The sequence below is a fragment of the Sphingobacterium sp. Mn56C genome, from assembly GCF_049319645.1.
Taxonomy (GTDB): domain Bacteria; phylum Bacteroidota; class Bacteroidia; order Sphingobacteriales; family Sphingobacteriaceae; genus Sphingobacterium.
Window position 1 is genome coordinate 1,683,803 of record NZ_JBMOUC010000001.1, and the last position, 16,579, is coordinate 1,700,381.

At 42.6% G+C, this 16,579-nt stretch carries 7 protein-coding genes; all 7 read left to right on the forward strand.

The genetic code is table 11. The features are described 5' to 3' along the window. The first annotated feature begins 339 nt into the window (after window positions 1–339). The 7 genes from ACL9RF_RS07080 to ACL9RF_RS07110 all read left to right on the forward strand — a co-directional run bounded on the left by ACL9RF_RS07080 (window position 340) and on the right by ACL9RF_RS07110 (window position 16,575). The gene (locus ACL9RF_RS07080) at window positions 340–1,038 is read left to right on the forward strand and encodes a LuxR C-terminal-related transcriptional regulator (protein ID WP_422799904.1); all 699 of its coding nucleotides are present in this window, start codon (window positions 340–342) and stop codon (window positions 1,036–1,038) included. Between the two features lie 409 nt (window positions 1,039–1,447). Beyond that, entirely contained in the window at window positions 1,448–3,715 is a 2,268-nt protein-coding gene (locus ACL9RF_RS07085; RefSeq protein WP_422799905.1) for a TonB-dependent receptor plug domain-containing protein, read from the forward strand. Continuing rightward, window positions 3,712–4,989, forward strand: a complete 1,278-nt coding sequence (locus ACL9RF_RS07090) for a DUF4374 domain-containing protein (RefSeq protein ID WP_422799906.1) — start codon at window positions 3,712–3,714, stop codon at window positions 4,987–4,989. Before ACL9RF_RS07085 ends, ACL9RF_RS07090 begins: the two co-directional genes overlap by 4 nt. A 96-nt stretch (window positions 4,990–5,085) precedes the next feature. Further along, window positions 5,086–5,499: a hypothetical protein gene (locus ACL9RF_RS07095; protein ID WP_422799907.1), complete on the forward strand. Its 414-nt coding sequence runs from the start codon at window positions 5,086–5,088 to the stop codon at window positions 5,497–5,499. Between the two features lie 63 nt (window positions 5,500–5,562). After that, window positions 5,563–9,432 carry an AMP-binding protein gene (locus tag ACL9RF_RS07100; RefSeq protein WP_422799908.1) on the forward strand — a complete coding sequence of 1,290 codons (3,870 nt, stop codon included), beginning with the start codon at window positions 5,563–5,565 and terminating at the stop codon, window positions 9,430–9,432. Continuing rightward, a complete protein-coding gene (locus ACL9RF_RS07105; protein WP_422799909.1) occupies window positions 9,419–14,617 on the forward strand; it encodes a beta-ketoacyl synthase N-terminal-like domain-containing protein in 5,199 nt (1,732 codons plus the stop codon). Before ACL9RF_RS07100 ends, ACL9RF_RS07105 begins: the two co-directional genes overlap by 14 nt. 23 nt (window positions 14,618–14,640) lie before the next feature. Beyond that, window positions 14,641–16,575 carry a type I polyketide synthase gene (locus ACL9RF_RS07110; RefSeq protein WP_422799910.1) on the forward strand — a complete coding sequence of 645 codons (1,935 nt, stop codon included), beginning with the start codon at window positions 14,641–14,643 and terminating at the stop codon, window positions 16,573–16,575. Window positions 16,576–16,579: the final 4 nt, after the last annotated feature.

Consider the following 16,579-nt stretch of genomic DNA (forward strand, 5'->3'; position numbering starts at 1 on the left):
AAAAATAGCGATCAAATTACGGACCAAGTACAATAAACATAGGTTAATTGAATTATTACCTAGAAAATCAAAGGCTTTACGGCAGGAAAGAAGGGCCGATCGCTGATGGATACCTTTTTATAGCGCCCTAATTATACGGCGGAAATATCATCACTTCGTCATAAATTTACCAACTAAGATAATTTTTATATTATTTAGTAAATTTAAATTTTATATTATTCCTTTTTTTTATAAATTTATATAACCAAATTTTAACTTAATAAAAACAAAAACTGTTTTAATATTTTAAAGTATATCGTTTTGAATAGTACACGATAATTTTAATAAAATCATGCCCCTATGAAGCATAGTTTATCAGATCAGGAATGGAATAAATTGGTCGAAAGCCAAAAGTCTATTAAGGCAACGAATGCTGCCGATACAACCCTTATTAAAAGCTATTATTTTATCTTTAATAGTTACGAAAATATTATTGAGTATGTGAACAATACTTTTTCCTTACTTACCTCTTATCCGAGAGAATCATTTGATATCCATAAGTTAATCGCGATAATACATCCGGAGGATTTGCCGTACTTTATGGCCTGTGAGAAAAAAGGTCTTGATTTCACCAATACCCTCTCCTATGGCGAGCATTTTCGATACCATATGAGTTATAGTTATCGTATCCGTATAGAAGATGGATCGTATATTACCATCCGACAACAATGCCAGGCTATTGAAATAAATTCGCAGGGACATTTAACCAAAACCTTTGTTGTCCATGAAAAAATCGACGATTATGCACAGCGACCCGACAACGACTATTTTATTTTCGACAAAAACAAAAACCGTAAGTTAGACCCGCAAAATTTCTACCGTTTAACCGTTCGAGAACGCGAGATTGTAGATTTAATTCAAGAGGGGCATGATACGCGTCAAATTGCAGAGCGCTTAATTTCGAGCAAACACACCATTAGCACCCATCGAAAGAATATTTTAAAAAAAACTAAGGCCAAAAATTTTGTTGATCTTATTTCTAAGTTAAATGGTCAGTAATACCCATTCCTTCTTAAATAATCTCCCTAAAACTGAAGATCGTAGTATAGGCTATCCTAATAAGAGATAGTCTATTGTTTGTACTGGGTACCCTTCCTAAAAAACATTCCGTAGTCAGATCGCAGCGAATACCAAGAAGGCTTACCTGTCGACGGTTATAACTTTCCTTCCTGGAACTGACCTTTGTGCTTCGCTTTAGTTTTGCTTGAGGCATTGAATCTGCTGTGTTTCTGAAATAAGCCTTAAATCCTAACTTTAGTATAAAAAAAGAACGGGCTCAAATAAAACGTTTTAATCTCACGTAGGTATATTTTATAACATTTTTTTTTAATAAAATGGTGACTTATTTGAAATTTTAAGATTTTTTTAGTTTATATTTGGATTGATTCTAAATAACCAATTATTATCAATGCACAGTAAACTATACCGTTTTTCTATTATTCTAATGAGTCTCTTTTTCCAGTTCTATGGTTATACCGCAGAAAAATATCAAGCGCAAAAGCTATGCATTAAAAATTACAGCTATGCGGATATGCATTTTACTACAATCCATAGGGTTATGCCAGATAGCATCGATACAAAAAATGTTAAACCTACCCGCACGCTGAAAGAAATTATAATTGAAAGAACGCATCGGTCAGTGGCTCAAAAAATTAGGGAAAGCCGCTATGCGCCCGAAGTGATAGATTTTAGCGACATCAAAAGTTCATCAAAAACTGTCGTTGAAGCTTTAAATACCTTACCGGGCATACGTATTCAACAGCAGGGTGGCATGGGTACTTCCCTAAATATTAATCTCAATGGTATCGATGGTAAGGATGTGCGTGTCTTTGTCGACGAAATACCGGTATACTTATTAGGTCGAGGATTTGAGCTGCAGAACCTTAGCTTAAATTTAATCGATCGAATTGAAATCTATAAGGGTTTGGTTCCTATTCAATTTGGTGCCGATGCTTTGGGCGGCGTTATCAATATTGTAACTGCCCAAGCAGGAAAGGATTTTATAAGCCTTGGTTATATGTATGGCTCCTGGAATTCGCAGGAGGCGAGTATAAATAGCTTTGGTCATCCCTTTAAAAACAAAAAACTTGGTGTAGGGATGGATGCTATATACCGGCATGCCGACAATAATTATTGGATGGATGATGTGGATATTGTAACCGATAGTTTATACAATACAGCAAAAGGTCGGGGCCGTAGATTTAATGACGCTTATGATTTTGCGCTTTCTCGCCTGAGGTTGGAGATTAAGGATAGGAATTGGGCAGATAACTTTTACGTAATAGCGTCCTTTACGCATACTTTTAAAGCATGGCAACATGGTCTTATGGCTGTAAAACCCTGGGGAGAGCCTTTCTCAACGGAGTATACCGCAGGCGCCGCAGTAAACTGGCAAAAATCTAGTAAGCATACCAAGAATTGGCAGCTCGGTATTACTACAGGGTATAATTATGAACAAACTGCCTTCGTAGACACTTCCTCACGGGTTTATTTTTGGGATTCAAATTTTTTAAATACGAACAAAAAGGGGGAATCGGGGTATTTTAATGATGGTAGGACACCTATAATTCGACAGCGGATTTTCTACAGCCGAGAGAATGCTTCCTTTAAATTGGGTAAATATTGTACCCTTAATATTAACGCACTTACAACAAAACGAGATCTTAAGGGGGAAGATAAAGCAGGAATTAGCACCTACGAAAAAGACCCTTTACGTATACCGCAAACCCTTTTAAATAACTTCATGGGTGTGGCTGTGGAATCCAATATCTGGAATAAACGCCTGTTAAGTACAACTGCTGTAAAGCATTATTATAGTAGGCTGCGTGGCGCTCATTTCCTCATAAATGGTGTGTTTGATAAGCTGCATACAGCTTCATCCGCGGAACTCGGGTTTGGACAGGTGTTTAAATGGATGGTATCCCCTAATTTTGCCTTTATTCCTGGTTATGAATATGCAATCCGTCAGCCGGATAACAGGGAGTTTTTTGGCGATTATATTCTAATTAAACCCAACCCGGACTTGAAATCGGCAAACAGCCATAATATAAATCTAAAATTACAGTATAGTGCTTGTAAAGGAAGGCTTTTCGCCGGCCTTAACGGTATTTATAGAAATACCAAAAATCGCATCTTGCTAACGTCGATTGCTTCCTCGATTGCGGCTTATACGAATTTATTAAAAACCAAAACATTAGGTGCGGAGGGTTTTATAACGTACAAACCAAACGCGAGACTAGGGTTACATTTTAATGCTACTTATATTGATACACGCTTGGTAGGGGTCGATAAATTCAAGCTTTTTACACATAAATATATAGGGGCACAAATCCCTAACACGCCATATTTGTATGGCAATACACAGGTAGCATATACGCTATTCCCCAACAAAAGACGCTATTATTTTAAATTTCTTTATTCCTTATCTTATGTTCATTCGTACTTTCTTACATGGCCCATGAATGGCAAGAAATCATCCAAAGCCAATATACCAACCCAATTTTTAAATGATATCTCCCTTTCCATACAGACTAAAAATGATCGATGGAGCTTTGCTATCGACTGCAAGAACATTCTTAATGCACGGCTTTTCGATAATTATTCGGTACAAAAACCGGGACGAAGTTTTTATGGGAAACTTAGGTATCAATTCACCAATCAAACTATAAAAAAATGAAAGACATCAACTTTAAATTTACGATTGCTCTCGGTTTACTGCTCGCCTGTGCATCCTGCGATAAGGATAAAAATAACGGCCCGGAAGCATCCGGCAATTCCGCAGAAATTGCTTTAATTACACGCGTTCAAAATGAAAATGGTCAAGGTTCCGCTGGTTATATGCAAACGCTTAATTTGACGGATTTTTCGGGTACCATAAGCAATAAAAATGCACATGAATTATCGGCCAAAAGCACGGGGGGGACTTACGCATTTAATAAATCCATTTATATAAACGATTACCATAATAGTAACATCGCGAGATGGACACTTTCTGCTAATAATTTGGCTAAAAAAATGGGCGAAATAAATGTAAGCGAACTGGGTTTTCAAGGGAATATAGCCTTTAAAGATGCAAACACAGCCTATGTTGGCGGCTCGGGTAAGATTATTATTTTCAATCCGACAACGATGACAAAAATTGGCGTTATTGACTGGTCTTCACTGAGTCGTCTGAATGAGGTTACTAATTTCCCCGATAAGGACGATCAAATTAAAAATGAGGGCATCAGTGAAATTATAATCAATGGGAATTATCTACTTGCTGCTATGTATCACACAAAAAGTGATATGTTTACACCGGCCACAAAAACATGTAATATTTTGGTTGTCGATCTTAAAAAGATCGATCTCTCCTCCCCCAAAAATGAAAAAGCATTGGTGTCTATCATCCAAGACGACCGTGGATCCTTTACAGGTGCTTGGAATTCCGGGGGCGGCGTTTATTTTATGCAAAAAGTTGAAAATGGCGATATCTATGTTTTATGCCACAATGTATTTGGTGGTTTTAGAAAAATTATAGGTAAACCGGCTTGCCTCTTGCGTATTAAAAATGGGGAGAAAGTTTTCGATAAGGACTATTACTTCGATTTAGAAACTGCTGCAGGCGGTGCTGGAAACCCTGTTATTAATTTTGAATATTATGGTAATGGCAAATTCTTGGCTAGTGTTATGGATCCTAAATTACTCAATAAGGACAATCCTTATTCCTATAATATGGACCCTATATTCAACTGGTGGACTTTTGATCTCCATGCCAAAACGGCAAAAAAAATAAGCAAGGAGAATACGAGGAGTGGTAAGATTGCTAAATGTTATTTTACAAAAGACTATGCTTATGTGCCTTTTGATAATGGCAACGAAAACTACATCAATAAGATTAGCCTTAACGATTTTAGCAAGAAGGGCCAAATGCTAACGACTGGTCTGGCCAATATTTTGGACTTACACTAGCCTTTTACCTGGTAATTTATATCCATAAAAACGTTAGCATCTGTGCAGTGTGCGCTGTACAGCGTCTATTGTGCAGGTGCTTAATATCTATCTATTATGAGAAAAACCCAAACTGTTTTGCGCTATACTTTTGCTATCCTACTTATAATTGTCGGTTGTATTGGCCTTTATGCCCTATTAATACCGGGTTATAACCCCGAAAATGTAGGTATTATGCTTTTTGGTAGTGTGTTCCGGAATTTACATAATGCCATAATGTTGAGCTACCTCGGCATACTTATACGTTCCATACAACTGCTCGCTGGCATTTTATTGTTCACAAAAAAATATTGGTGGTTAGGCCTTCTGATACATTTACCCCTGGCAATAAACATAATGCTGATACACCTTATACATGATATCCCTCCCGCACATATTGGTTTTTTTGCGTCGGGAATGCTTGTCTCCATTTTAAACTTCATGTTGGTGTTTTATGAGAAAGACCGATTAAAACAACTGGTACTACAGTAATTAAGGCTTAAAAAAATGGTGTAGAAAAACAAATCCATACCCTTACAAATAACAAAAACAATTATGGAGAACAGTACAGCGCAACGAATACCCCGAGCCTCAGATAGCCTGGAAGTTGGTAGTGGTGGTAATACGTTGCTAGATTATCTACTAAAAAACAGTCTGAACCTGCCCGACAAAATCGCCTTTAGCGATATTGACATCGACCTTAATGCGAAGCCCATATGTTATGCTGAACTACTTGTACAGGTAAAAAACTGTGTGCACGTTCTACGCAAAAAGGAGGTTCATAAGGGCGATACTTGTTTATTGATTTTTAATCAGGGTATCGAGTTTATTGTTGCATTTTTAGCCTGTCAATGGCTGGGTGCAATCCCCGTACCGCTTCCTATTCCTGGTCGTGCGAAGCCATTAACCAAGTGGGAAAATATTGCCAAAGAATGCCTTCCGGTGGTCGTTATTAGCAGTGAGAAGAGCGCTCACAAACTTAAAGTTTCTTTAAGCCGATCGACATTTTTAACAAGAATACCCCTTATTCCCGTTAATGTTGATTCTGAAGGTGCTGCAGTAACGGTCAAATCGGACAACTTTGCTATAGACTTACATACCACAGCTTTTCTCCAGTATACCTCTGGCTCTACAGGGAAACCAAAGGGGGTTGTCGTCACGCATAGCGCATTAATGGAAAACGCTAAAGCGTCAAAAAAAAATATGAATGCTTCGGTGGATAGTATTTTTGTCAGCTGGCTCCCTTTTTACCATGATATGGGGCTAAATTTATTTATCGTGCAGACGATTTATTGCGGTGCAAGCCTTTATTTACTGAAACCTGAAGATTTTATGAGCAAACCGTTGAACTGGGCTTATGCCCTCAGTAAGTGGCAGGGAACGCATACTGGAGGCCCCAATTTTGCGTACCATTTGCTGACCGATAAATTGCTGCAGCTCCATCAAGAGGTAAAGGATGGTGGTTTTCGTCGAACTTTATCTTTAAGAAGCCTCCGCATGTGTGCCTGTGGTGCCGAACCTATACGTATAAAGACTGTCGCTGCCTTCCAAAATGCAATTTCGTTGTTTGGCGCTACCGACCATGTTATTTCGCCTGGATATGGTTTAGCTGAAGCCACTTTGACCGTTGCCTTAAAGCAGGAAGGTGAACCGGTGCACTGGGTGAAGCTGGATAAACAGGCGCTGCAGCAGCATAAGGTGCTTGTACTGGAAAAGGGGATACTCCAAACGGGGCATTATTTTCCGGAAGATGAAAAATCTGTTTATCTCGTTGGAAACGGAAAGGTAATTGATAACCATGGCATAACACTTGTTAATGTCTTGGACATGGGTGCCTCCATGCTGGAGGCTTCATTTAAAAAACCTTGCCTTGGTACTTACGTTATTGGGGAACTGTGCTTTACAGGCCCTTCGGTAACAAGTGGTTATTACAACAATAGAAAGGCTACCGATGCTACATACATTTATTCCAAATGTAAACGGAAGGTATACCTCCGTACGGGCGACTTAGCTTTTAAGGACAAGGACGGTGAAATCTATATCGTCGGACGTATTAAAGATCTCTTGATAATACGGGGCCTAAATTATTACCCACAGGATATTGAACGCAGTGCATATGCGGCGCACCCCGATTTAAGGGTAGACGGCGCTGCTGCCTTTGCTATAGAGAAACATGGCGAAGAAACTTGCTGTATTATGCAGGAACTTAAACGTGAAGCCTTGCGGGCGCCAGATTTTGATGCGTATGCCAAAGCCATTCGTATGGCTGTGTTAAAGGATCAGGGCATACGTGTGGAAACCATATTCTTTGTTGCTCCAATGCAGGTTCCACGAACGAGCAGCGGCAAAATACAGCGCCAACTTACAAAACAGCGAACGGAACAGCAGGCTTGGCAAAATACGTTGTATATCTCCCATCTTGGGGCTATGGTTTCACAGCATAATACCGTAGCAGTGCCGGCTCTTCCAACAATCCGACAGCAGGTTTTGGAAACCATCAGCCATAAACTCGCGCATTTTCTTGAAACCCGGGTGGATAGTTTGAGTATCGATGAACGGCGTACGATTCCCGCTTATATTATTTCCGAGTTTGCGCAGATGGGTTTATTAGGTTTGCTGATTTCTCCGCAGTCTAATTCCGCTGGGGCCGGATTAGGTTTGGCCTTTGGGCAGGCGCGTAAACTTCTAGAGACTATAGCCGCAGCGGATGTTACTTTAGGGTTGTTTGCAACTTTACATAACCTACTGGGCTTGCAGCCTATCGCCAAGTTCGGACAGGCATCCGTACGGGATACTATACTTGCAGAATTGGCCAGCGGACAGGGAACAGCGAGCTTCGCGTTAACGGAGCCTGAAGCGGGTAGTAATCCGAAGGCATTGAAAACTGTAGCGCAAAAAAGGGATGGCCTTTGGATATTAAATGGCGAGAAGTGCTGGGTGGGTTCCTCCTCTTGGGCTAGCTACCTTACGGTTATCGCGCATAGCCGCGATGAAGATGGACGCTATTTGGGGCTGTCGGCGTTTTTAGTGCCCCAGGGTACGGCGGGGCTACAGCACCTGGAGGAGTGTAATACTATGGGAATGCGGGCTACGATGCAGGGGCATTTTATCATGCAGGATGTAGCCCTCCCGGACTCGCATGTTCTGGGTGAGGTCGGTAAAGGTCAGGACCTGCTGCGTGAGGTGCTGTGTATGGGGCGCCTCGGCATTAACTCTCTATGTATTGGTGTTTTAAAAACCGTACTGTCGCGTGCAAAGGGCTGGGCAGAAAACAGGAAGGTGAACACGGGCTACCTAATTGATGTTCCTGTAGTTTTAAAACGCCTGCAGCAGCAGCTTTGGGTATTGGAAATTGTGGAAGCTTTTCAAGATAGACTGTCGAAATGGCTGGATACTGCGCCCCCTATTCCGGAGGTGCTGATAAATGCGAGCAAAATATTTGCAACAGAGGAAACTTGGAAGGCTGTCGATTTCTTGATGCAGATTACGGCAGCTCGTGGCTATTCGGAGCCTAATGGTATTGCCCAACTTTTTCGCGATACGCGGGTGTTACGCATATTCGAAGGGCCTACAGAATCCTTAATTGCTGACTTGGGCGGACGTAGCACGGATGATCTATCGCTGGTTATGGATTTCCTCGTAGCTCAACAGGTTCCGATGAATACGACACTAGAAAAAGAACGGTTGCAGCGAATTAAAAGGCAGCTTGAGGTACTTGATGAGCTTGAGGGCTACGAGGAACCTTCCGCAGGAACACCTAATTTGTATGCGCGCTATGCCTTTGGCGAGGTATTAAGTTACGTTTTGATAGCATGGTTATGCCAGGATGCCGTTTCGGAACAAGCCAGAAGCTGGCTGACAAATAAGGTTAATACCAGCCTTCATCATTACCTGGCAGTACCGGGTAAAAGGCTCAGTAAACAGCAGGTGGACCGACAGTTTAAGCAGGTTTTAAAAGATCATAAATGTATATATACACAGCCTAGTTTATCTGCTGCCAGGATACGCTCGCCTTTTCGGGATCTTCGTGACTTGGAAACCAACAACAGGCCTCAACAGCAGCTGAAAACCAAAGACGCCCTAACTGCGCCCGCAGAGGATTGCCATACGAGAGGTACTGAAATCGAAGATTGGATCTATACTTGGTTGCATAGGGAGGTTCACATTCAAAGGGATTTCTTGACATCGTCGACAACTTTTTCAGAATATGGTCTCGACTCGGCCTTATCTATAAAATTAATTAGCGCTATTAATACCCGTTTTGGAATTCAGGTTGAAGCATCAATCATCTGGAGCTACACCACGGTAAGGGATCTTTCGGATTACCTGTATACCTATGAAATTAAGGCTGTAAAACCTACCGCATCCAAACCTGCAAAATTGGACGATGACTTTTTAAAAGACTTGTTACATGGTGAAATATAATATTATCAATACGCTTATGAACCCAAATCTAAACCAAAATCAAAAACAAGCCCAAGACCTGAACCAAGACCTAAACCAAGACCTAAACCTAAACCTAAACTTAACCAATAAGGTCGCAGTCATTGGGTTCGATTGTAAATTTCCGGGACAAGCAGATAACCCTGAAAAATTTTGGGAAGCGCTAATGCATCAAAAAGATGGAATCATACCCATACCCCAAGACCGTTGGGATCATTCGTACTACTACGATGAAGCTGGAGGCCAGGGAAAAACCTATGTAGACCGTGCAGGTTTCATTTCGGATGTCTTTGATTTTTCTCCGGAATCGTTTGGCATATCCAAAAAAGAAAGCGCAGAAATTGATCCTCAGCAACGTTTACTTATACAGGCAGCATGGAACACTGTGCAGCACGCGGGCTATAAGGTAAAGACCATCCAAGCGAATACCGGGTTATTTGTAGGCCTCAGCTACCGTGATTACTACGATTTCGATATTGCCCCAAATGGCGTATATGGGTATAACGCCTCCAACCCTCTGGGTACAATAAATGCAATTGCCGCCGGCCGTCTGGCCTATGTATTGGGTCTTAAAGGCCCCGCTATTCAGCTGGACACGATATGTTCCTCTTCGCTGATGACTTTACATCTTGCCTGCCAAAGCCTGCAACAAAGGGAATGCCACTACGCTCTTTCTGGTGCTGTAAACTGTATCTTATCGCCACATGCTCTCGTTGCATTAACGCAAATGGGGGCCCTATCCAGATCTGCAAAATGTCAAGCCTTTTCTGCGCATGCCGACGGTTATATCCGCGGCGAAGGTGTAGGCATGCTGCTGCTGAAAAGACTTGAAGATGCCGAACGTGATGGCGATTTTATTCACGGCGTCATCGCTGGTACTGCCGTAAACCACGACGGCAGAAGTAATGGTCTTACCGCACCAAACGGTAAGGCACAGGTCAACCTTATTCAAACATGCTTACAAAAAGCACAGCTTTCACCCGCTGATATCGGGTATATCGAAGCACACGGCACAGGAACATTTTTAGGAGACCCAATCGAACTAGAAGCATTAAATCAGGTATTTGGCAGGCACAAAACACAGCATAACCCCCTACGTATTGGTTCTGTTAAATCTAATATCGGGCACCTGGAACCAGCGGCAGCTGTAGCGTCTCTTATAAAAGCCTTATTAATTTTAAAAAATAAATGTATACCTGCTGGATTACATTTGAGCACGCTGACCAGCGCCTTTGACTGGTCCAATAAACCGATTGCCGCCGTACAAGCGCCTACCGACTGGGATCCCAAATCGCCATACATTGGCATCAGTGCGTTTAGCATGACGGGTACCAATGCGCATGCCATCGTAGGTGGGGCGCCGATGCAGGCAGACCTACCAACCGATGCGGAGGCCATCGAACATGACGATTGGGGATACCCTATTCTCCTATCGGCACAAAACCAAAACTGCCTGGATAAATACATCAGCTCCATATTAAACGCCATAGACGAGAATACAGCCATCAAAGCACTCGCTAACACCTTCATTAAAGGGCGTGTAATTTTTGCAACATCGATTTATGGATATTTTAAAAACAGTAAACAGCTTATCCTGGAGCTGCAGCGCTACCAAAACAAGGTCTCCCACAGTTTTAGGCAGCTATCCGAAGAAGGAGTAAGTATAAAAAACCGATGTATTGTTCGTATCGGCAATTTTTTTGCATTCGAAACCAAAAACCTTCAGGTTTGGAACGGGGAATCACTATTTACGGATTCCATAGCAAAAATTAACCCTATACTGCTCAAACTAAAAGGGCAATCTTTATATGATATAGCCTTACATACCGATTCGGTATTTGCAAAAAAAGTGATGCCTTTTGTTCGCGCATTTATCGAAATAGATAGCGTATTAAACGTATTAAATGATGATGTTTTTTTTGTAAGTGAAGGCGATGGTGATTACCTGGCTGCTGTTTTTAGTGGAGTATTGACGCTGGAGGAGGCATTACTGCTATTTGTATTGGAAAATGATGATAAACGCAACCGACTTTTGCATAGCCTTAGCTTGGCTGCTGAAAATTCCTTTTGGGAAAAATCAGAATCTGCTAGTCGAAAGGAATTCTGGCTGGAGAAAAAACCGGTTCCTGCAGCCCCTGCCCATAGCATAGGCATACAAAATGATACAGCTACCTTCGCTATTGCCTATTACGACAAAAGACATAGTATACCTAATTTTCTGCTACATGCACATGCTAAAGGTATGGAAATAAACTGGGCTTTACACTTTGGAAACAAACTATTCGGCACCGTCCCAGTCCCCCCACCTCCCCTGACTACGGCTACTTATATATCCAAGTCGTACCGGATCAACAGCAAGCGAGCACCATACGGCTATAGCCTACCTCAAGAACAGCGCAGACCTATTAACGCGATGCTACAACACCAAGTAGCAACAGATCAGAAAAATACACTGTGCTTTGCCGCTAGTTTTTGTCCGGAAAAAGATAGCTTTATCCGCGAGCACCAGGTCAAAGAGGCACTAATGTTTCCCGGTTCCGGTTACCTATCTCTTATTTTCGAAGCCCTATTCTACCTGCATAAGGGCAAACAGACGCAGCTAAAAAATATACAGCTATTCCAGCCGATGCATTTCCAATCGTTAAGCGAAAATAGAGCTGTAAAGCTGCATTTAAGCTACGCAGCCGAATCGAGCGACGCTCGTTTTCCCCTATCTGGAACATGGGAAATATCCAGTCAAGGGCTATCGACAGGCGAAGAACTCCATGTTAAAGGTAATTTCGCAGTTTCTACAGCTGAAACGCCCCCCCCCTCCCTGCCAGCTCTCCTAAAAATGGATATAGATAGCTTAATTCCTATAGACATCGATGACTTTTACCAACATCTAAACCAATGGGGAATAAAATATGGTCCAAACTATCGCTTGCTTAGTCGCCTTAAATCGAACGCGCAGCATGTACTGGGGCAGTTACAGTGCATGCCCGATTCTCGCGACCTTCAGGCTTCGCCAACGGTTTTAGATTGCTGCATGCATGCTTTATATGCTGCCGATGTATTTAAACAATATGCTGAGCCTTATGTTCCCTCGCGCTACGATGAAATAAACCTTTACCAGCCTGTGCAGGGGCAAATCCATATTGCTGGAAGCCTAACCCAGATGGAAGCTGAAATGATGGAGGCGCAGTTTAGCTTTTCTGACACTGAGGGCAAACCGATACTGGATATAAAGCGTATGGAAATACGGAAAATCTTACCTGAATTTTTAAATTCTGAGCAGAAAAAACCTATTTTTTACCAGGAGAATTGGGAAATGTTGCAGCACATTTCCCATAGTCCATCACTACTACAGCAAAACCCAACAAAATGCATTTGGGTTTTTATGGATCCCGAACAAGCACAGCAAGCATTTTCCTATACCTCTAAGCAGGCTGCCAACAGGCCGCAGATTGTAGTCGTATCGGAGCAGCAAAATCGGCGCCCAATTTCTTCTGAAATTAAGGTTTATAGGACTATTCCTGACTTCCTACAGCAGTATAATAAACCGAATGACCCGATTGACCTAATCTATAGACTCCTGGTTTTTGTGCCAGCTCTAGACCATGGCAAGGAATGGATTCGTGTTTTTCTATTCATCAAGGATTTACTGCTACAGCTACCCCAAGGACAAAAATTCGCTTTATGTACTACCATGGCCATCTCGGTACATGCAGATGCCGCCGTTCAGCCCTTTCATATGGCACTCTGGGGTATGGCACGTACCTTTCCTATAGAAGCAAAACAGCGTTGGATGGGGGTTATCGATATCGGCAGTATGGAGGATGTAGACCTTCTTAGTGGCTTTCCATTGGAAAGTCTTTTTGCTATAAGCGATCAGTTGGCCTTGCGCCATCATATTTTATATAGCCCCATATTGACCCCTATAGCTAACCGTACTGGTCATACCTTGTCGGCAGACGTTAATTGGACTAACCCTGTTCTTATTACTGGTGGATTGGGACAGATGGGAAGGGAGTTTACCAAAGAATTGGTAAACTTGGGCTGCAGAAAAATCTATTTGCTTACGCGCCATGCGGATTGGATGGAGGCTTATAAAAACAACGGAACGACAGGCAAGTCATCGCATCGTCAATTCCACGCATTTATCGAAAAATGTCGATCGCAGGGTATTTGTATTTCTATTTTAAGGGCTCAGGTTGATAGCAAACAGGATATGGCTTCGCTCGCTGCACAGCTTAAAATGGAGGGGATAAACCAGCTTAATATTATCCATGCCGCGGGTGCCATTAGCCGCAATAAAATCCAAGATGCCACCTGCGAACAACTGGAGAAGGAATGGCGTGTCAAATATATCGGTGCTACGCTTTTAGACGAACAGTTTGAAGATTTTAATGTGGGTTTTACCCTTTATACCTCATCTATTGCATCCCTATGGTCTGGTGCTGGTGTGGCAGGGTATGCGATGGCCAACCTCCTATTGGACGCTTTGGCTTTAAATCGGAACCTGGCCGGAAAAAGGACGCTGTCGGTGCGCTTCGGAAGATTTAAGGAACGTGGACTTATGACAGCCAAGCAAGCCGAGGAATTGGAAGCATCGGGCATTTTAGCGCTTCCTATGCAGGCAGCGATTTCCGAAATTTTGTCGTTCGCAAAAACAGCTTCTTGCAGTAACCCTAGTGTAATGCAGGTAGACTGGAAACGATTTTCACCGCTGTACGAGCAAATAAACCAAAACCTGCTCTTGTCGCGCCTTAAACCGCAGGAACAACATTTCCATCCGAAGGAAGTGCTAAAAAACAAAAATAAGCAGTTTTATGCACAGGGCAAAACACTGTCTGAAATACTATTAACACAGGTAGCCAAGGAACTGGAAGTGCCGCTGCAGGCTATAGGTACGGATATTCCGCTCTTTGAGTTGGGGTTAAATTCTTTACATGCATTGGCCATACGCAGCAATTTGGAGGAGCTGCTAAATATCAAACTGTCGGTAAGCTTGATTTATGATTATAATACCATTCAGTTACTAAGCAAGCATCTGGAGGATTTAATCAACAAAAATGCTGTGGCAGCCGATAAAATGGAACATCAGGCAGCTGACGACGTAGAGGATGACGCTGAAGAAGCGTTACTACAAATTCTACAGCAAGAACTGAACAGGTCCAAACCTTAACATATCTCTAAAACACTATCCTTATGAAAAAGAATAGCCGTATAGATCGTGCCGAAATTCTTAAGTTGGCTATCGAAGAAATCCAGCGTTTAAAGAAAAAAGTAAATGACTATCCTAACGCAAGTACTGAACCTATTGCTATTATAGGAATGGCCTGCAGATTTCCGAAAGGAGCCTCCACACCCGGCAAATTCTGGGCTTCTTTAAAAAATCAGGAGGATTTGGTAGGTCCTATTCCCGAAAAGAGACTGGCCTTTATACCTGTTGATACCTGGAAAAAAAACCCCTACTTACAGGAAGGGGGCTACCTAAAAGAAGATATCGCAGCTTTTGACCACCGCCTATTCCGTTTCTCCCCTAGGGAGGCTGAGCGAACAGACCCACAGCAGCGTCTATTCCTAAAGGTATGTTGGGAGGCGCTGGAAAATGCGGGTTATCCGCCAGACGGCCTACGTGGCAGCAAAACGGGGATTTATGCGGGAATTATGCTGATGGAGTATATGCAGCAACTTGCAGCGTATAGAAAAATTAGCCATGACTTCGATCCTTACGATATCTCTGGTAATGGTTTTTCCTTTTTATCGGGAAGAGCAGCTTATGCATTTGGTTTCCAAGGCCCTGCAATAACAACCGATACCGCATGTTCCTCCTCTCTGGTAAGCATCGACCGCGCCTGTAAAGGCTTATGGATGGATGAGTGTAGTATGGCATTAGCCGGCGGAGTAAACCTGTTGCTGTCTCCCGAATCTACGCTTTTATTTTCGTCATTAGACATCTTATCCAAGGATTGCCGCTGCAAATCCTTCGATGCTGCAGCCAATGGTACCGTACGTGGTGAGGGCTGCGGTGTTGTGGTATTAAAAAAACTAAGCCATGCCTTGCGCGATAAGGACCCCATTCATGCATTGATTAAGGCTACAGGTGTAAACCAAAGTGGCCTCGCTGCGGGACCTACAGTACCTCATGGCCCTGCGCAGGCCTTACTCCTTAAGGAAGTGTGGAGCAAGGCAGGAATCGCCGATATTGGCCCCGATTATATCGAAGCACATGGTACCGGCACCGAAATTGGTGACCCCATAGAACTCAACACCCTCATACAGTTGCTGCCCAAGCATCGTAAAAACAAAGTTTTTGTCGGTACCGTAAAAACCAATATGGGGCATCTTGAAGCGGCTGCCGGTGTAGCTGGTTTTATCAAAGCTACCCTTGCCTTAAAACATAAGATAATTCCGGGCAATCTTCATTTCAATACGCCATCCCCCCATGTAAACTGGGATCAATCCTGTATTGAGGTGCCGCAGCATACCCTCGCCTGGCAAGCCTCGTCGACAGCAGGTATGCGTACTGCAGCTATAAGTTCCTTTGGCCTTAGCGGAACCAATGCCCATATTGTATTGGAGGAGTACAGCACAGAAATGCCTGCCGCCCTAGAAAAACATATGGATGAAAACCGGAAATGGCCATTTCGCTTTAGCGCACGCAATACCGCAGCTTTACAGCAGCAATGGATAGCCTTTGCTTCCTTTGTTCAAACCTATCCAAACGTACAGATGGACGCTTTATCTTTTAGCCACAACAGCTCACGGGCTGATTTCAAAGAAAAAACCGTCATTTGGGCGAAGGATAGCCACGAGCTTTTAATTATTTTGAATGCAGCCATTGCCGATAAAACCGCTGTACATCCTATTAAGGGGTTATGGAGAAACAGCGGCGATCTGCCTCAGGAAATGCGGAACACAGCACATAAAGAAACCGGGCATTTTATGGAAACGCAACAAAACACAGCCCTGGAACAGCATGTTTTTGCCGGCTGGATTGAGGGCGAAAAAATAGATTGGAAAGCATACTACAAAGGATCCAATTTGCGCAAAATTGATGTACCTAATTACCAGTTCAGCGATAAAATATTTGATTTTATATCGGGCAAATTGGGTGTTTGGCAGCATAGACAACGATAACCTT